Origin of the sequence: Microbacterium sp. NPDC090003, assembly GCF_044748385.1 — a bacterium.
In the GTDB taxonomy this organism is placed as follows: Bacteria; Actinomycetota; Actinomycetes; order Actinomycetales; family Microbacteriaceae; genus Microbacterium.
The window spans coordinates 1,054,627-1,071,542 of the sequence record NZ_JBIVFW010000001.1; the positions used below are offsets into that span (position 1 = coordinate 1,054,627).

General features: G+C 71.1%; 18 protein-coding genes. 3 read left to right on the plus strand and 15 right to left on the minus strand.

Translation table 11 applies throughout. The features are described 5' to 3' along the window. Positions 1-14: 14 nt before the first annotated feature. From ACIPVN_RS05200 to ACIPVN_RS05245, 10 genes are all read right to left on the minus strand, one after another. Entirely contained in the window at positions 15-812 is a 798-nt protein-coding gene (locus ACIPVN_RS05200; RefSeq protein WP_400440361.1) for a cation-transporting ATPase, read from the minus strand. Between the two features lie 284 nt (positions 813-1,096). Continuing rightward, positions 1,097-2,590, minus strand: coding sequence for an NAD(P)/FAD-dependent oxidoreductase (locus tag ACIPVN_RS05205; protein ID WP_400440364.1), 1,494 nt, complete (start codon positions 2,588-2,590; stop codon positions 1,097-1,099). Positions 2,591-2,628: 38 nt separating this feature from the next. Next, the gene (locus ACIPVN_RS05210; protein ID WP_400440367.1) at positions 2,629-3,951 is read right to left on the minus strand and encodes a S8 family serine peptidase; all 1,323 of its coding nucleotides are present in this window, start codon (positions 3,949-3,951) and stop codon (positions 2,629-2,631) included. Next, positions 3,948-4,490 carry a DUF501 domain-containing protein gene (locus ACIPVN_RS05215; RefSeq protein WP_400440370.1) on the minus strand — a complete coding sequence of 181 codons (543 nt, stop codon included), beginning with the start codon at positions 4,488-4,490 and terminating at the stop codon, positions 3,948-3,950. The genes ACIPVN_RS05210 and ACIPVN_RS05215 overlap by 4 nt, the downstream gene beginning before the upstream one ends. A 46-nt stretch (positions 4,491-4,536) precedes the next feature. After that, positions 4,537-5,010, minus strand: a complete 474-nt coding sequence (locus ACIPVN_RS05220) for a septum formation initiator family protein (RefSeq protein ID WP_400440373.1) — start codon at positions 5,008-5,010, stop codon at positions 4,537-4,539. A 100-nt stretch (positions 5,011-5,110) separates the two neighbouring features. Next, positions 5,111-6,391 carry a phosphopyruvate hydratase gene (eno, locus tag ACIPVN_RS05225; RefSeq protein WP_247623030.1) on the minus strand — a complete coding sequence of 427 codons (1,281 nt, stop codon included), beginning with the start codon at positions 6,389-6,391 and terminating at the stop codon, positions 5,111-5,113. Positions 6,392-6,507: 116 nt separating this feature from the next. Beyond that, positions 6,508-7,167, minus strand: coding sequence for an O-methyltransferase (locus ACIPVN_RS05230; RefSeq protein ID WP_400440376.1), 660 nt, complete (start codon positions 7,165-7,167; stop codon positions 6,508-6,510). A 31-nt stretch (positions 7,168-7,198) separates the two neighbouring features. Continuing rightward, a complete protein-coding gene (locus ACIPVN_RS05235; RefSeq protein ID WP_400440379.1) occupies positions 7,199-8,173 on the minus strand; it encodes a lysostaphin resistance A-like protein in 975 nt (324 codons plus the stop codon). Continuing rightward, the gene (locus ACIPVN_RS05240) at positions 8,173-9,207 is read right to left on the minus strand and encodes a DUF1648 domain-containing protein (RefSeq protein ID WP_400440382.1); all 1,035 of its coding nucleotides are present in this window, start codon (positions 9,205-9,207) and stop codon (positions 8,173-8,175) included. Before ACIPVN_RS05240 ends, ACIPVN_RS05235 begins: the two co-directional genes overlap by 1 nt. Further along, positions 9,204-9,593: a GntR family transcriptional regulator gene (locus tag ACIPVN_RS05245; protein ID WP_400440385.1), complete on the minus strand. Its 390-nt coding sequence runs from the start codon at positions 9,591-9,593 to the stop codon at positions 9,204-9,206. The genes ACIPVN_RS05240 and ACIPVN_RS05245 overlap by 4 nt, the downstream gene beginning before the upstream one ends. A gap of 101 nt (positions 9,594-9,694) precedes the next feature. Between ACIPVN_RS05245 and ACIPVN_RS05250 the strand changes: the two genes are divergently transcribed. Then, entirely contained in the window at positions 9,695-10,165 is a 471-nt protein-coding gene (locus tag ACIPVN_RS05250; protein ID WP_400440388.1) for a PaaI family thioesterase, read from the plus strand. A 43-nt stretch (positions 10,166-10,208) separates the two neighbouring features. Then, the gene (locus tag ACIPVN_RS05255) at positions 10,209-11,474 is read left to right on the plus strand and encodes an APC family permease (protein WP_400440391.1); all 1,266 of its coding nucleotides are present in this window, start codon (positions 10,209-10,211) and stop codon (positions 11,472-11,474) included. Here the strand turns inward: ACIPVN_RS05255 and ACIPVN_RS05260 are convergent. Beyond that, positions 11,450-12,229: a helix-turn-helix domain-containing protein gene (locus ACIPVN_RS05260; RefSeq protein ID WP_400440393.1), complete on the minus strand. Its 780-nt coding sequence runs from the start codon at positions 12,227-12,229 to the stop codon at positions 11,450-11,452. The two genes, ACIPVN_RS05255 and ACIPVN_RS05260, sit on opposite strands and share 25 nt — an antisense overlap. A gap of 83 nt (positions 12,230-12,312) precedes the next feature. Here ACIPVN_RS05260 and ACIPVN_RS05265 point away from each other — a divergent pair, with 83 nt between their 5' ends. Beyond that, positions 12,313-12,840, plus strand: a complete 528-nt coding sequence (locus tag ACIPVN_RS05265) for a VOC family protein (RefSeq protein WP_400440396.1) — start codon at positions 12,313-12,315, stop codon at positions 12,838-12,840. Here ACIPVN_RS05265 and ACIPVN_RS05270 read toward each other — a convergent pair. The 4 genes from ACIPVN_RS05270 to ACIPVN_RS05285 form a co-directional block, all read right to left on the minus strand. Further along, complete coding sequence (locus ACIPVN_RS05270; RefSeq protein WP_400440398.1) at positions 12,809-13,621, minus strand: SGNH/GDSL hydrolase family protein; 813 nt, start codon at positions 13,619-13,621, stop codon at positions 12,809-12,811. The two genes, ACIPVN_RS05265 and ACIPVN_RS05270, sit on opposite strands and share 32 nt — an antisense overlap. Before the next feature lie 58 nt (positions 13,622-13,679). Further along, positions 13,680-14,945, minus strand: coding sequence for a histidine--tRNA ligase (gene hisS, locus ACIPVN_RS05275; protein ID WP_400443314.1), 1,266 nt, complete (start codon positions 14,943-14,945; stop codon positions 13,680-13,682). A 62-nt stretch (positions 14,946-15,007) separates the two neighbouring features. Continuing rightward, a complete protein-coding gene (locus tag ACIPVN_RS05280; RefSeq protein WP_400440401.1) occupies positions 15,008-15,658 on the minus strand; it encodes a MazG family protein in 651 nt (216 codons plus the stop codon). Between the two features lie 24 nt (positions 15,659-15,682). After that, positions 15,683-16,846, minus strand: coding sequence for a Na+/H+ antiporter NhaA (locus ACIPVN_RS05285; RefSeq protein ID WP_400440403.1), 1,164 nt, complete (start codon positions 16,844-16,846; stop codon positions 15,683-15,685). Positions 16,847-16,916 lie beyond the last annotated feature (70 nt).

The window sequence follows — 16,916 nt, forward strand, 5'->3', positions numbered from 1 at the left end:
GGGTCTGCACCCGCTCAGCGTCCGAAGAGGTCGCGGATGTCGGGGAGCCCGAGCTCCCCGAGCTTGTCTCCCCAGCCGCTCGCCGTCTCACCCAGCCCGCTGACCGCCTCCCCGGCCGACCCGACGACCCCCTCGGCCGCACCCGCGAAGCCCTCGACATCGACACCCGCGGCGATCGCCTCGAGATCGATGCCCTCGGCGAGAGCTGTGAAGTCCACACCCAGGTTCGCCGCCTGGTCGAGCAAGGGGCCCGCGGCGGTGCTGAGCACCGCACCTCCCGCCACTGCGCCGAGGACTCCGATCGCCGCACCGCCGACGGCTCCCGCCGCGCCGAGCCCGCGGCTGCCGCCGCGCACGCGCGAGAGCAGTCCCCGCATCCGTCCAGGCCTCCCCGCCTCGGCACGCCCGGCCGCCCGCGCGAGGTGGTCGGCCGATGCGGATGCCGGACGCTCGTGCGGAGGAAGCTCCTCACGCATGCGGTCCTCGATCTGCGCACGCTGCGCCGGTGTGAGACGTTCGAAGGCCTCGCGGTGCATCTGCTCGATGCGCTGCGGGTCGGCGGTCCGCATCAGGTAGTCGTAACGCGCGATCGCCGCGCGATCGGCGTCGGACACACGCGCCCCCGCCTGCGGGGTCGGCCGGTGCGCGCTCGGCGCGGCCGGCGGCGCGTAGGGGTCATGACCGCGAACGGGCCGCTGCGGAGTTCCGGTCGGGGCCGCGGCCTGCGGCGCGGCTTGATCGCGGCGACGATCACCGGAGTCGAGGTCGAGCGCCTGCGCGGCCATTCCGATGAGGCGGGAGAGCTTTCCCATGAGATGCGATTCCTTCGGGTCGTGTGCGGACGACCGCGGGAACCACGATGGGAGATGAGGATCCACGGCTGTCCGCGACGGCGGACGCCAGGTCTCCTCCACCCCGAGCGGGGCCGGTGGGCCGGGACACATCGACATGTCCGTAATGACGACACCACCGCAGACGGGAGTACTCCCCTTGCCTGCCCAAGACTAGCGAACGCACCTATGAGCCCCGTGCGAATACGGCGTGACGCACGAACGCCCCGACTCCGGACGGGAGTCGGGGCGTTCGGTGACGAGGATTACTTCGCTGCGGCGGGCTCGGCGGCCTTCTCGGCAGCCGGCTTCTTCGCGGCGGGCTTCTTGGCAGGAGCCTTCGTCGCCGAAGCCTTCTCCGGGACCTCGGCGGCGGCATCCGCCTTCTGCGCCGGAGCCTTCTTCGCCGGGTCGGCGGCGGCCGGTGAGGCGTCGGCCGCCGGACGCGGACGAGCGGCGAACTCCTCGAAGACGTAACGCGGGTTCTGCACGGTCTGCAGGTTCACGATGTCGCGACCGAGCCACAGGTTGTTCCACCAGCCCCACAGCACGCGCCACTTGCGCTCCCACGTCGGCATCGCCAGACCGTGGTAGCCACGGTGCGCCACCCAGGCGACGAAGCCCTTGAGCGCGATCTTTCCGGACTGGAACACACCGTTGTAGAGGCCGAGACCGGCGACGGCTCCCAGGTTCTTGTGGAAGTACTCCTTGGGCTCTTCACCCCGGAGGACGGCAACGAGGTTCTTCGCGAGAAGCTTGGCCTGACGCACGGCGTGCTGGGCGTTCGGCACGCAGAAGCCGCCGACGCCTCCACCCGAGAGGTCGGGAACGGCCGATACGTCACCGGCGGCCCAGGCGCCCTCGACGAAGGCCTCCGGGGTTCCGACGCGCAGGTCTGCACGAGTCTGGATGCGGCCGCGCTCCTCGACGGGCAGGTCGCCACCGCGCACGACCGTCGGGTTCGCCATGACACCGGCGGTCCAGACGATCACGTCGGTCGGGATGACCTCGCCGGTCGACAGCTCGACGTTGCCGTCGACCGCGCCCGTGAGCTGCGTGTCGAGGTGCACGTTGGCGCCGCGCTTGGCGAGGTCCTTGAGCACCCACTCACTGGTCGGCAGCGAGACCTCGGGCATGATGCGGCCCATCGCCTCGATGAGGTGGAAGTGCGTGTCGTCGAAGCTCAGCTGCGGGTACTTGCCGACGAGCGACGAGGCGAGCGAGCGGAGCTCGGCGAACACCTCGATGCCGGCGAACCCGCCACCGACGACCACGACGGTCAGCAGGCGATCGCGCTCGGGGCCTGCGGGCAGCGACGCGGCCTTGTCGAAGTTCGACATGACGCGGTCACGGATCGCGACGGCCTCTTCGATCGTCTTCAGACCGATCGCGTTGTCGGCGATGCCCGGGATCGGGAACGTGCGCGACACGGCGCCCGCGGTGACGACGATCTGGTCGTAGGCGAACTCGTACGGCTCACCCGAGGGCGGCGTGATCGTCGCCACCTTCTCGGCGTGGTTGATGTTCGTCACCTTGGCGGTGACCACGTTCGTGCGCTTGAGGTGGCGACGGTGCGCGACCACCGAGTGACGCGCCTCGATCGAACCTGCGGCGACCTCGGGCAGGAACGGCTGGTACGTCATGTACGGCAGCGGGTCGACCATGGTGACGTCGGCTTCGCCCTTGCGCAGGTGCTTCTCGAGCTTCCATGCGCTGTAGAAGCCTGCGTAGCCTCCACCGACGATCAGAATCTTGGGCACAGTGCTGTTCTGAGGCACAGGGGGACAACTCCTCGGAGTCAGGAATGTGGCGTACGTCGAACGCGCGCCGATCGGATGCGCCGGGCAGCTGCGGTGACGCCAAGCCCCACCAGGATACCAGGGACTGTGAGGGCGATGAGCGGCAGGGTACCGTAGCGCAGTGAATCGGCGCTGGGAAGCAGCGGGGAGCCCGCTTCGGTCGGTGCATCGGCGGCGGGGAGCGGAGGAACCTCCACCGGCGTCGCCTGGGGTTCCGGCTCGGGATCGGTCGCCGCGGCCCGGCGGTAGAGCCGCACCCATTCGGCGAGATCTCCCATCGGGTTCTTGTCGATCGCGGGGAGATCGGCGGAGATCGCCGCGGCGGCATCCACGAGTCCGTATCCGTAGAGCGGATCGGGGACCTCGGTGACACCGGGCACCGGGATCGCGGTCTTGATGATGCGATTGATCACGTCGATGGCCTGGATGTCGGGATGGGCCGACCGGATCAGCGCGGCGATGCCCGCGACGATCGGTGCCGCGCCGCTGGTGCCGTTCCAGGAGGCGAGCTTGCCATCGGCCGAGACGCCGAGCAGCCCCTCGCTCGGCGCCGAGATGCCGATCGTGATGCCCTGGGTCGACGCCTCGACGCTGGCCGTGCCGGTCTGGTCGACGCCGCCGACCGTGAGCACGCCCGGGATGGTCGCGGGAGCACCGATGATGCTCGTGCCGCTCCCCCGGTTGCCCGCGGCGACGACCACGACGACATCGTGGTCGAACGCGTAGAGGAACGCGTCGTCCCAGCTCTGGTCCCAGTCGAGCGTGTTCGTGGTGAAGGAGAGGTTGATCACGTCAGCGCCATGGTCGACCGCCCAGCGCATCGCCTCGGCGACCTGCTCGCTGAACGGCACGGCGGCCGCGGCGCCGAAGCCGACCGAGATCGACAGAAGATTCGCTTCGGGGGCGACCCCGATCATCCCCGTGCCGTCGGCGGCACCGCGGGCGGCCGCGAGCGATGCGACCCAGGAGCCGTGGTTGCCGTCGACCGCGCCCAGCGCGGTGCGGCCGTCGGGAGATCCCGTTCCCGACACGTCGGTGCCGCCGACGACCGCGTCGCCGAAGGCCTCGGGTACCTTGCCGATGCCGGTGTCGATCACCGCGATCGTGACGCCTTCGCCGCGCGTCGTCTGCCAGGCTTCGCGAATCCGTGCGCCGTCGAGCCAGTATTCCTGCGCGCGCACCGGATCGGAAGGATCGTCCGGTACGGGACCCGTGCCCGGCCCCGGCGTCGGGGTGGGAGTCGCCGTGGCGCCCAGGAGCAGGACGGACACCGCCACCAGCGCCGCCGCGGCGGTGGTGCGCAGCGTCCGCCGGACCGTCACGCCGACGGATCCGTCTCTTCTCGGAGCGCCGCGCCGGGCGCATCGCAGCGGCACACTTCGGGCGACCAGCTCGAGCGGGCGAGGGCGAGATCGCCGATCGGGTTGACTCCCGGGCCCGCCGCGAGCGCGTGACCGGCCAGCGCATGCAGGCACTTCACGCGCGTCGGCATGCCGCCGGCGGAGATCCCGTCGATCTCGGCGACCTCGCCGAACTGTGCACGGTCGGCGAGATAGGCCCGGTGCGCCGCGAGGTAACCGGCGGCCACGTCGTCATCGGTCTCGAGGAGCGCGGCGAACTCGGGCATCACCTGTGTGGCCTCGAGCGTCGACATCGCGGCCGTCGCCGCCGGATGCGTCAGGTAGTAGAACGTCGGGAACGGGGTGCCGTCGGGCAGGCGGGGCGTCGTGGAGACGACCGTCGGGTTGCCGCAGGCGCAGCGCGCGGCGATGCCGACGACTCCGCGGACGGGGCGCCCGAGCTGGGTCGACACGACGGCGAGCTCGGCGGCGGTGGGCGCGGGGAAAGGCGGCGTGGTCACCCCACCAGCGTAGGGGAGGCTGCCGAGAGGATGCTCGGAGCGGGGGTCACTCCGCGACGGCGGCGGTGTCGCTCAGACCGCTCGACACCAGGGTGCGCAGGAGTTGCGGCATCCAGTCGGCCGGCTTCTCCTCGAGCGTGTCGCTCACCGGCTCCTGCTCGCGCGGGAGATCGGTGGCGTCGAGGTCGTTGTCGATGAGGAAGACGACCTCGCCGGGCTTGACGTAGTAGAGGCGCTCACGCGCCTGCGTCGTGATGAACGCCGGGTCGTCCCAGCGCTCGCGCTCCTGCTCGAGTTCGGCGATCTGTTCCTCGCTGACCTGCACCGAGGCCTCGAGGGCGGCGATCTTCTGCCGCTGGTCGATGAACGTGCCGAGCGTCGGCACGAGCACCCAGGCGCCCAGCACCACGAGCGACAGCATGATGACCGAGAACGCCGAGAGACGGATGCCGGCGGCCCACTCCCGCACGTCGACCTTCGCCTCGGCCCCGCGACCACGGCGCGACGCGGGCGTGGTCACGGACCTCTTTCCGGATGCCGCCGCGGACTGCCCCGGAGACGCCGAAGGAGGAGCCGGTCGTCGTACCACGGCTCCTCCTTCGTCGATGTCTCAGCTGCGATCAGCCCTGGTAGCGCGGGAACGCCGAGCGGCCGGCGAAGACCGCCGCATCGCCCAGTTCCTCTTCGATGCGCAGAAGCTGATTGTACTTCGCGACGCGCTCGCTGCGAGCAGGCGCACCCGCCTTGATCTGACCCGCGTTCGTCGCGACGACCAGGTCGGCGATCGTGGTGTCCTCGGTCTCACCCGAGCGGTGCGAGAGCATCGCCGTGTAGCCCGAGCGCTGTGCGAGGCTGACCGCGTCGAACGTCTCGGTGAGCGTTCCGATCTGGTTGACCTTGACCAGCAGCGAGTTGGCGACACCGCGCTTGATGCCGTCGGCGAGACGGGCCGGGTTCGTCACGAACAGGTCGTCGCCGACGAGCTGCACCTTGGAGCCGAGCGCCTCGGTGAGGTGCTTCCAGTTGTCCCAGTCGTCCTCGGCGAGGGCGTCCTCGATCGTGACGATCGGGAAGTCGTTGACGAGGCCGACGTAGTACTCGGTGAGCGCCTCGGCGTCCCAGTCCTTGTTGTCGAGACGGTAGACGCCGTCGGTGAAGAACTCGGTCGCGGCGACATCGAGGCCGAGCGCGATGTCGCGGCCCGGCGTGAAGCCGGCCTTCTCGATCGCCTTGACGAGGAAGTCGAGGCCCTCGCGGTTGCTGGGCAGGTCGGGGGCGAAGCCGCCCTCGTCGCCGAGGCCCGTGGCGTAACCGGCGGCCTTCAGCTCGCTGCGCAGGACGTGGTAGGTCTCGACGCCCCAGCGCAGGGACTCCGAGTAGGTCTCGGCGCCGATCGGCGCGAGGAAGAACTCCTGCATGTCGATGCCGTTGTCGGCGTGCTCGCCACCGTTGATGACGTTGAACAGCGGGACGGGGAGAACATGAGCGTTCGGTCCGCCGAGGTAGCGGAACAGCGGCAGGTCGGCCGAGTCGGCGGCGGCCTTCGCCACGGCGAGGCTGACGCCGAGGATGGCGTTCGCGCCGACGCGCTTCTTGTTCTCGGTGCCGTCGACCTCGATGAGGATCTCGTCGACGATGCGCTGCTCGCTCGCCTCGACACCCTCGAGGGCCGGGCCGAGCTCATCGATGATGGCCTCGACGGCCTTCAGCACGCCCTTGCCGCCGTAGCGGCTCTTGTCTCCGTCGCGCAGCTCGTACGCCTCGAACGCACCCGTGGAGGCACCGGAGGGAACCGCGGCACGCTGGACGATGCCGTCGTCGAGGAGCACCTCCACCTCGACGGTCGGGTTTCCGCGCGAGTCGAGAATCTCACGTGCGCCTACAGCCTCGATCAGTGCCACTGATGTGCTCCTTGTTCAGGGGGAAAAGTGATGTGGAGCGTCTTCGATCCGTCGCCCAGTCTAGCCCGCCCCCTCCGACGCCTTGCAGCCCTCCCCGGGCGAACATCAGCCGAACGTCAGACGACCAGGGCGATCGCCACGCCGTCCCATCCCTTGATGCCGACGGTCTGCAGCGCGGTCGCGTCGAATCGCGGATCGGTTCCGAGCATGTGCAGTCCTTCGCGCGTGCCGATCACCTTCGGATCGGTCGAGTCCTCGCGCACGATCTCGCCGTCGCGGCCGATGTTGTCGAGCACGATCACGGTGCCGGGATGACCGAGCTTCGCCGCCCAGTCGAGGTAGACCGTGTTCGACTCCTTGTCGGCGTCGATGAAGACGAGGTCGAACCCGCCGACGAGGGTCGGCAGAACATCCGCCCCGCGGCCGATCCGGATGTCGACGCGCTCCCCCACCCCCGCGGCGTCGATGCTCGACCGCGCGACGGCCGCGTTGGCCGCCTCGGCCTCGACGGAGATGACGCGGCCCTCGGGACCGACCGCCCGCGCCAACCAGATCGTCGAGTACCCGCCGAGCGTGCCGATCTCGAGCACCCGGCGCGCGCCGCTGATGCGGGCGAGCAGGTGCAGGAGCTTGCCTCCGACCGGCGCGACCTCGATCTCGGGGAGGCCCGCCGCGCGCTGTGCGGCGAGCGCGGCCTCCAGTGCGTCGTCGTGCCCGACGAGGGTGTCGGCGAGGTAGACGTCGGCGTCCGACCAGGTCTGCGGTGTGGATTCCATGGCCTCAGCCAACCCGCCGCATCCGACAGCGTCAAGAGGGTGCGCTCACCGCCCCGTCGCGCGGAGCCGACAGCAGACGCCCCTGACCGTCGGCGAGCTCCGGCTGGCGCCGGAACTGGCCGGTCACGACGAGCACGAGCACGACGAGGGCGATCACGATCCAGCTCGCGACCCCGAGCGGGCCTGCCAGCGCCATGTCGGGCGGCGAGGCGGCGACGACCAGCACGAGCCCGGCGGCGGCGTTGAGCGCGCCGTGCGCCAGCACCGCGGGCCAGAGGGAGGCCGACCGAAGCCGCAGCCAGCCGAGCACGATGCCCCAGGCGACACATCCGGCGACCATGAGCAGCACACCCGAGAAGTCGACCCGGCCGAAGTTGTACCCGAGCAGGATGACCGGGCTGTGCCACAGTCCCCAGATCGCTCCGCTGAGGAGGAGGGCGGGCCACGTGCCGAGAGGTCGCAGAGCGGGCAGGAGCCACCCTCGCCAGCCCAACTCCTCGCCGAACGCGAGGATGCTGTTGAACAGCGCGCCGGCGGGGATCAACGCGAACTGCGCGGCGACCAGAAGCCCGATCGGCGGCATCGGAGCACCCGGCGGAAGAAGCGCGGCGATCTGGGCGGCGAAGCCGCCGAAGGCGAGGTCGATCTGCACGAACCCGAGCGCGGCGGCGACCAGGGTCGTGAGCACCACCAGCACGGGCGGGACGAGCCATCCCGCCACCATCAGCCAGATGACGCGCCTCGCCGGCCGGAGCGGCCAGAGTCCGAGGAATCGGGCACGGCCGCCCGGGGCGGGCACGCGCAGGGCGAAGGTCACGATGAGCGCGGCGAGAGCCGGAGTGAACATCATCACCGGCAGCAGCACCGGGGTGAGCGGCGAGGCGAGCCCGGCGCCGAGCCACAGCGGCAGCGCCACGAGCCACGCGAGACCACAGGCGAGCGCGACGAACACGATCACCGCGCTCCACGGAACGCGTCGGGGAAGGGGTGGGCTTGCAGCGGTCATCAGGAGGCCTCTCGTTCGCTGTCGGATCCGTGGCGGTCGGCGTACGCCTGCAGGAGCGCGGCGGCTTCTTCGGCGCCGTCGACCGTGACGATGAAGGGCTTGCGGTCGCGGCGTGCGATCTCGATCGCCGGGCCCCGATGCATCACGATCCCCGTGCGGCCGTCGACCGCGATCCGCCACCCCCAGCCCCCGAAGTCCCCGAACGGAGAGATGTCGACGGCGCGTGCCGAGACGATCCGGTCGATCGGGATCACGGCCCGCGGCCATCCGAGCAGGGACCGCGCGGCGAACCCCGACGGCGTGATGCGCACGCGGAACGCGGAGGTGAGGGCGAGCGCGCCGCCCACCACGATCACGCTGATCGCGACGGCCCACGCGCCGGCGACACCCGCCGCGAGCATGTACGCCGCGAGCACGGCGAGGAGGAGGGCGACGCCCGCCATCGACAGCAGCGCCGCGCGCGGCATGGTCGTCGTGCCGAGCCAGACGACCCGTTCGCCGTCGGCCACTCGCACGGCGAGCCGGGGTTCGAGGACGCCCGCCCCCTCGTCGATGACGCGCGGTTGCACGGCCCACCCCGCGACCGTTCCCGCGGCCAGGACGACGAACGCGAGCAGCAGCACGAGCCCGACGTCGGGGGTGTCGGCGGCATCGGCCAGTCCGCGCTGCAGCGCGAGCGACCCGAGGCACAGGGTGAACCCGAACGCCGAGAGTCCGGCTGCGAAGCCGCCCATCAGTCGCGTGGTCGCTCCCCACCTCCCGCGCGATGCGCCGAAGGAGGTGAGCGCGAGCGCGAGCGGCAGCACGAGACCGACCGCGAGGAGCAGCCAGAAGTACGCGGTCGGCGCGGCGAACCCGTCGGCGCCGGCGGTTCCCCAGTGGATGACGACGGGGTCGGGCAGAGACGGCAGCCACGCGGCGATCACGGCGGTGCCGATCGCCACGAGCGCGACGGGAAGGGCCACACCGACGGCGAGGAACGCCGCGCGGGCGCGAGGGGTCTCGGATCCCTGAGCGGATGGGTGCGTGGTCATGGGGCGACCTCCTCGGGGCCTGCGGTGCCGGACGCACCGGCACGATGAGAGCGGATCAGGGCGGCGAGCGTGTCGGAGGAGACGCCGAGCCGGGCGGCGCGCTGCACCAGTTCGGCGACATCGCTCGCCAGTTCGGCGAGCGGAGCGGCGGAGGCGGCGACGACCGCCCCCCTCCCCCGACGCAGATCGACGAGCCCCTCGTCACGGAGCCCCTGATAGGCGTGCAGCACGGTGTGCTGGTTGATGTCGAGGGCCGCCGCGACCTCTTTCGCGGAGGGCAGCCTGTCGCCGGGGCGAAGGGTGCCCGCGAGGATGTCGGCTCGCACGGAGGCGGCGACCTGGTCGTACAGCGGCCGCGTGCTGTCGATGTCGACCCTGATGAGCATCTCGCCTCCTTGTTTCTCTATTAATTATAGGAGAACTATAACAACTGTCGCAATCCTCCAGCGAACTTCACCCACCGGAGGTGCTCGGCCACACTGGCGCCATGCGCATCACTCCCCGCCGCCTCGCGATCGGCATGAGCCTGTGGGCCCCGAACCTGTTCAGCGGCATCCACGTCCGTCGTTTCAGCGACGACTGGACCCACGCGACCGTCGAGCTGCACGTCAACGTCTTCACCCGCAACTACGTCAAGACGGCGTTCGGCGGATCGATGTCGGCGATGACCGACCCGTACTTCTTCATGCTCGTGATGCACCAGCTCGGCCGGGACTACGTCGTGTGGGACACCCGCGGCGAGATCGACCTGATCAAGCCGGGACGCGGAGTGCTGACCGCGGAGTTCGCCGTGTCGAAGGCCCGCGCGGAGGACATCCGGCGAAAGGCACACGGCGGCGGCAAGGTGCTCGAGTGGTTCGAGACCGTGATCACCGACCGCGACGGCGACGTGGTGGCGCGCGTGCGGCGCGAGGTCTACATCCGAGAGAAGAAGCGCGTCACCGACGCACGTCGCTGACGCGGGTCACCCGCCGTTCACCGATCGGTGCGACGATGACGGGATGCCCCTCGCCCGCCGACTGAGACTCGCCGATGCCGTGTTCATCGGTCTCGGCTCGATGATCGGAGCCGGCGTCTTCTCGGTCTGGGCGCCCGCGGTCGACGTCGCCGGCGCGGGGCTTCCCGTCGCCCTGCTGATCGCCGCGATCGTCGCCTACGCGAACGCCACCGCCTCCGCCCAGCTCGCAGCCTCCCACCCCGTCGCGGGAGGCACCTACGCCTACGCCCGCGCCGAGATCGGCCCCTGGTGGGGGTTCGTCGCCGGGTGGAGCTTCGCGATCGGCAAGATCGCCAGCTGCGCGGCCATGGCCATGACCTTCGCCGCCTACGCCGCGCCCGCCGGGTGGGAGACGCCCGTCGCTGTGGTCGCCGTCGCCGCCCTCGTCGCGGTGAACTGCTTCGGCGTGACGCGCACGGCGCTGGTCACGCGCATCCTGGTGGTGCTCTCGCTGATCGGTCTGACGATCGTCGTCGCTGCGGGGTTCGGCATATCGCCCGCCACCGCTGCTCCCGCGCTCCCCGATGCAACGGCCTACGGGGTGCTGCAGGGCGCGGGTCTGCTGTTCTTCGCGTTCGCCGGGTACGCCCGCATCGCGACGATGGGCGAGGAGGTCGTGGATCCCGCGCGCACGATCCCCCGTGCGATCCTGCTCGCGCTCGGCGGCGCGGTCGTCGTCTACGGCGGGGTCGCGGCCGTCGTGATGCTCACGCTGGGGGCGGATGCCGCGAACAGCCCCGCCCCGCTGGTCGATGTACTCGCGGCCACCGGCACGGAATGGCTCGCACCCGTGGTGCGCGTCGCGGCGGCGACCGCATCGCTCGGGGCGCTCCTGGCGCTGCTCACGGGCATCGGGCGCACGACCCTGGCGATGGCGCGCGAACACGACCTTCCCGCGGTGCTCGCGAAGGTCGATCCCCGTTGGCAGGTGCCCCGTCGGGCCGAGATCACGATCGGCGTGGTCGTGATCGGCATCGTCCTGGCGGCCGACCTGCGCGACGCGATCGGATTCTCGTCGTTCGGAGTGCTGCTCTACTACCTGATCGCGAACGCCGCGGCATTCCGGCAGCGGGGCGCGGCCCGCCGCTTCCCCCGCGCACTGCAGGTCGTGGGCGCGCTCGGCTGCCTGATGCTCGTGAACACGCTCCCCGTGCTGGCGTCGCTCATCGGCACCGCCGTCGTGCTCGTGGGCGTGGCCGGCCGCGCGATCGTGTTGCACACCCGGCGCAGGAACGGACCCCGCGCTCAGCCCCCGGCATCCGACCGGTAGTCGCGCGGGGCGAACCCGAGCACCGCACGGAAGTCGCGGGTGAGATGCGCGTGATCGGCGTACCCGAGCTCGGCCGCGAGCCCTGCGAGATCGACGCCCGGATCATCGCGCACACGCTGCGCGGCCTCCTGCAGGCGACGACGTCGTATCATCGCCGCCGGAGCGACCCCGACGTAGCGGTGCGCCATCCGCTGCAGTGTGCGCACCGACACGGCCATCCGCGTCGCCGCCTCCTCGGGCGAGGTCGCACCGTGTCCTCCCATCAGCTCGACCGCGAGCGCGTTCGCCTGGTGCGCAGCGTCGTCGAGCGCACCGACCCGCTCCGTCAGCCAGGCACCGAATACCTCGGTTGCGCGCTCCCGATGGCCGCCGCCCGAGCGCATCGCCTCCGCGACCGCGTCGTACAGCTCGGGCGCGGGGAACGAGCGGACGCCGTCGACCAGGGCCGCGGGATCCTCGAGGAGAGCGCCGACCGCAGCCGGACGCAGGAGCGCACCGACGGCCCATCCCTCTCCGCGCAGATCTCGGAACGACGCCCGCGTGGTCGCGCCCGAGACCGTGACCCCGTCGTGCTCGACGACGAGGTTCACCGCGGGATATCCGACGATGTACTGACGGGAGACCTCGTCAGCGGAGAGCCGCCACTCCGGAATCCAGAACCACTCCACGAGCTCGGCCCCCGCCCCGGTGGGCGCCATCCGGTGGAACGTCGGCAGACGCTCCGGATACAGCACCCCACGGGTCGGATCCACCATGCGCCCACCCTAGATCCGACGACCGACACGGGTTGTCGCGGATCTTCAAGCGCACGGCATCCGCGCCGCCGTACGGTCGTCGCATGACTGCAGACATCCCCACCACCGGCGTGACCGGAACCCACACCACCGCCGGCCGCCCGCACAGCGCGACCTCGCTCACCCCCTTCCTCGCGATCCCCCGCGCGGCCGACGCCATCGCGTTCTACCGCGACGTCTTCGAGGCGCGCGTCGTCGACGTCACCGAGTTCGGCGGCGTGGTCGCGCACGCCGACCTCGACTTCGGCACGGGGTTGCTCCAGCTGGGCGAGCCGAGCCCGGACTACCACCTCGTGCCGGCACCGGAGGGCGACGACGACTGCTATTCGATGGGTCTGTACGTCGAGGACGTGGATGCGGCGGTGGCGCGCGCGGTCGACGCCGGATCGACGGTGCGCGAAGCGCCCTCGCACTTCGTCTCGGGAGACCGTTACGCGAGCATCCGCGACCCGTTCGGCGTGCGCTGGTCGATCATGAGCCGTGTGGAGGACCTCTCCGACGCGGAGAGCGCGCGTCGCGTCGCCGACTGGGCCGCCTCGTTCAGCGCGGCGCCGAGCGAGGACGCGTCCTGATCGACCGCTGCGCTCCACGGCAGACAGCCGGCAGCAGTGCCTCGGCCGTGCGGCGATAACCGAGGGCGCTGGGATGGAACCGGTCGAGGCTGAACATCTGCTCCGGCTCATCGAAGAACATCGGCCCGACCGATCGGCGCAGGTCTACGGGCTCGGCCCCGGCGACGCGCGCGGCATCCGTCTGCGCGACCGCGAGCCGCCGAGAGAGGCTCGACACGATCCGCCGCAGCGGCTGCGGCACCGGGCGCAGCGATCCGAGATCGGGACAGGTACCCACCACCACCTCCGCGCCGAGCGCGCGTAGCCGCCGGATGGCCGCATCGAGATGGCTCACCGATGTCGCGATCGGAAGACGATGCGTCACGTCGTTTCCACCCACCACGATCACCGCGACATCGGGCCGGTACCCCGCTGCGAGAGCGTCGAGCTGCTCGTCGAGATCCGGGGACTCCGAGCCGACGACCGCGGCGGTGCGCAACCGCACCGGACGGTGCAGTCGGATGGCCAGGCCCTTGGCGATGCGTCCGCCGAGGGTCTCCTTGCGCCGTGCCGCACCGAGGCCCGCGGCGAGCGAGTCGCCGAGCACGAGGAGCTCGATCGGCTCGCCGTCGAGGGAGCGTCGCCAGATGCGGTCCGCATCCAGCGAGTCCTCCCCCAGCGGCTTGCCGATCCGACGCCGGGCGATCGCCGCCTGGCGGGCGAGGAGGACACGCCCGCCGACCGCGAAGCCTGCGGTCAGAACGGTGGCACCGAGGAGGAAGGGGAGGCGTGTTCGTCCCATGCCCCGATTCGACCTCGGTGACGTGAACGCCGCGTGAACGCGGGCGCGGCGCAGACCGTCAGGCGAGCGGCTTGCGCTCCAGCGAGGCAGCCCCGGCCGATACCGTGGCGAAAGCTGTGAAGCCGTCGGCGGATGCCCGCTCGAGCAGCGCCTTGAGGTTCTTCGTGCGGCGCTCGAGACGCACGCGCGCGCCCTCGGCGATCAGCGCGGTCTTGTGCGCGATCAGTTCGGCGACCGGGACATCGGCGTCGTGCACCAGCACGATCGCCTCCCCCCGGTCGTCGCCGCCCGCCGCGACGAGGTCGACGAGGCGCTCGAAGCCGAGCGAGAAGCCCACCGCCGGCACCTGCTGACCGAGGAAGCGGCCGATCATGCCGTCGTAGCGACCGCCACCGCCGAGCGAGTAGCCGACCGAGGGGTGCGCGAGCTCGAAGATCGTGCCGGTGTAGTAGCCCATGCCCCGGACCAGGAAGGGGTCGAAGACGAGCGGGATGCCGTCGGCATCCGTCGCCCCTGACGCGCGACCGACCGCGACGGCCTCGCCGATGCCCACGAGGTGGGCGACGATGTCGTCGGGGGCGCCTGCGGGCAGCGCCTTGCGGATCTGGGCCTCGCCATAGGGCAGGTACTCGCCGGTCTGCGGGCGACGCAGGAACGCCTCGAACGCGTCGACGGCGCTCGGAGTGGCAGAGCGCTCGCGCAGCTCGGCGGCGACACCGTCGGGGCCGATCTTGTCGAGCTTGTCGATCGTGATGAGCACCCCGGGGCGCTCGTCCTCGCCGAAGCCGAAGCTCTCGAGCATCCAGTCGAGCACGCGACGGTCGTTGATACGCACCGTCGCCCCCTCCAGCCCCAGGGCATCGACGGCGTCGAGCGAGGCGACCATGAGCTCGGCCTCGGCACGCGAGGAGTCGTCGCCCATGATGTCGATGTCGCACTGCACGAACTGGCGGTAGCGCCCCTTCTGCGGACGCTCGGCCCGCCACACCGCGCCGATCTGGATCGAGCGGAAGACGCCGGGCAGCTGCGCCCGGTTGCTGGCGTAGAAGCGCGCGAGCGGCACCGTCAGGTCGTAGCGCAGCCCCAGATCCGACAGCGCGGCGGGGTCGGCGGCGGCCGCGCGGATGGCGTCGGCGTCGAGTCCGCGGCGCAGCACGTTGTAGGCGAGCTTCTCGTTATCGCCACCGATGCCGGCGTGCAGGCGCGCGTACTCCTCGACGACCGGCGTCTCGATCTCGTCGAACCCGTGCGCGCGGTAGCGCTCGCGGATGACGGAGAGCACGCGCTCACGGCGGGCCTTGTCGGCGGGGAGGATGTCGCGCATGCCGCGCGGCGGGTTCACAGTAGCCACGCGTCCATCTTTCCAGGTCTGCCGGGAGGCCCGCGTCACTCTTCGGCGGACCGAACGTCCTGCTCGAGGGCGCGGAGCCGTTCGCGCAGCGCCCGCTCGGCGTCCCACCCCTCGACGCGTGCGCGCCCCACGAGGGCGAGCAGTGCCTCCCCGAGTTCGGCCTCGCTCGACGGTCCGTCGGCCACCGGTGCATCGATACCGGCCCCGGCCGCGCGACCGGTGAGCTTCTGCGCGAGCGCCAGCGCCGGCATCCCCCGGGGCACCCCGTCGAGCACGCTCGTGCGCGTGCGCTTCTCCGCCGCCTTCGCGGCGTTCCAGTGCACGAGCACCTCCTCGGGCGTCGTCGCGGTCTCTCCCGCGAAGACGTGCGGATGCCGCCGCACCATCTTCTCGGTCAGGGTGTCGGCGACATCGTCGATGTCGAAGGGGGCGTCGGGGTCCTGCGCGGCGATCGCCGCATGGAAGAGCACCTGCCACAGCAGGTCGCCGAGCTCCTCGCGCAGGTCGTCGCGGGTGCCGCTCTCGACCGCGTCGATCACCTCGTGCGACTCCTCGATCAGGTAGGGCACGAGGTCGCGGTGGGTGATCCGCTGCGACCACACGCAGCGCTCGCGCACGGCGCGCATGGTGTCGGCCGCAGCGCGGAGAGGGTCGACCGCGTTCGGCTGCTCGGGCTGGCCGGTCATGTGTTCTCGTTCCGTCGGAGGTGGTCAGGAAGCCGCGGCGAGGCGGCGATGATGGCGTGCGCGCCACGAGACGGTGAAGCCCGCGACCACCAGCGAGAGCAGTGAACCGACGAGCACGCCGAGGATCGCCTGATCGCGGATGCCCGCGTCGTCGGCGAAGGCGAGGTTGGCGAGGAGGAGCGAGACCGTGAAGCCGATGCCGCCGAGCGAGCCGGCGGCGAGGAGGTCGGGCAGGTGGAGCGTCGGTTCCGTCCCGCGCGGCCGGATGCGCATGGCGAGCCACCCGAACACCCCGATACCGATGATCTTGCCCACCGGCAGTGCGACGACGATGCCCCAGAACGCCGGGGACAACTCGTTCGGCGAGACGGCGGGGATCACGACGAACGCCGCGACGAAGGCGAACAGCGGCAGGATCGCGCCGTTGACCGCGGGTTCGAGGGCATGGCGACTGCGCGACGCCGGGGTCGGGGCCATGACGAGGCCGAGCAGCACCCCGGCGATGGTCGCGTGGATACCGGATGCCGCCACGAGGCCCCAGCACACCACGCCCAGGGCGATCATCGTCGCGGCGATCGCGAAGTGACCGCGCGCTCCGAGCCGGCGGCTGAGCAGCCAGAAGAGCAGAACACCCACCGCGGCCGCTCCGAGGAGCACCCACTGCACGTCTCGGGCGAACAGCACCGCGATGAAGACGATGCCGATGATGTCGTCGAGGATCGCGAGAGCGAGCAGGAACACCCGCACGCTCGAGGGCAGCCCCCGCCCGAACATCGCCAGCACTCCGAGTGCGAACGCGATGTCGGTGGCGGTGGGGATCGGCCAGCCGGATGCCGTCGCACCGTCGCCCGCGATCAGCAGGTAGATCGCGATCGGGACGAGCACTCCGCCCGTCGCCGCGATCGCGGGCTGGAGGGCTTTACGAGGCGAATCCAGCTCGCCATGGGTGAGCTCGTGACGCAGTTCGATCGCCACCACGAAGAAGAAGACGGCGAGCAGGCCGTCGGACACCCAGTGCGCGAGGGAGAGGTCGAGGGTCGTGCCCGGCACCGCGAGATGCACGTCGAGCGCCGCGGCGATGGGGTCGTGCGTCGGCAGATTCGCGAGAAGGAGGCCGAGCCCCGCTGCCACCAGCAGGAGGACGGCCGGGAACTGCTGCCCGCGAAGGGGGTTCGCCGAGATGCGCATCACCCCTCATGTTAGGCGTCTGCATGACGTCGCAGACCGTCATGCGTTCGAGGCGGCCCCGCCGACCGGG

Coding starts and splice junctions, on each gene's coding strand:
- ACIPVN_RS05230 (WP_400440376.1), bottom strand. CDS start 7,167: ATGGAATCCACACCGCAGACCTGGTCGGACGCCGACGTCTACCTCGCC.
- ACIPVN_RS05245 (WP_400440385.1), bottom strand. CDS start 9,593: ATGCTCATCAGGGTCGACATCGACAGCACGCGGCCGCTGTACGACCAG.
- ACIPVN_RS05255 (WP_400440391.1), top strand. CDS start 10,209: ATGCCCCTCGCCCGCCGACTGAGACTCGCCGATGCCGTGTTCATCGGT.
- ACIPVN_RS05250 (WP_400440388.1), top strand. CDS start 9,695: ATGCGCATCACTCCCCGCCGCCTCGCGATCGGCATGAGCCTGTGGGCC.
- ACIPVN_RS05260 (WP_400440393.1), bottom strand. CDS start 12,229: ATGGTGGATCCGACCCGTGGGGTGCTGTATCCGGAGCGTCTGCCGACG.
- hisS (WP_400443314.1), bottom strand. CDS start 14,945: ATGCGCGACATCCTCCCCGCCGACAAGGCCCGCCGTGAGCGCGTGCTC.
- ACIPVN_RS05270 (WP_400440398.1), bottom strand. CDS start 13,621: ATGGGACGAACACGCCTCCCCTTCCTCCTCGGTGCCACCGTTCTGACC.
- ACIPVN_RS05285 (WP_400440403.1), bottom strand. CDS start 16,846: ATGCGCATCTCGGCGAACCCCCTTCGCGGGCAGCAGTTCCCGGCCGTC.
- ACIPVN_RS05240 (WP_400440382.1), bottom strand. CDS start 9,207: ATGACCACGCACCCATCCGCTCAGGGATCCGAGACCCCTCGCGCCCGC.
- ACIPVN_RS05235 (WP_400440379.1), bottom strand. CDS start 8,173: ATGACCGCTGCAAGCCCACCCCTTCCCCGACGCGTTCCGTGGAGCGCG.
- ACIPVN_RS05200 (WP_400440361.1), bottom strand. CDS start 812: ATGGGAAAGCTCTCCCGCCTCATCGGAATGGCCGCGCAGGCGCTCGAC.
- ACIPVN_RS05280 (WP_400440401.1), bottom strand. CDS start 15,658: ATGACCGGCCAGCCCGAGCAGCCGAACGCGGTCGACCCTCTCCGCGCT.
- ACIPVN_RS05265 (WP_400440396.1), top strand. CDS start 12,313: ATGACTGCAGACATCCCCACCACCGGCGTGACCGGAACCCACACCACC.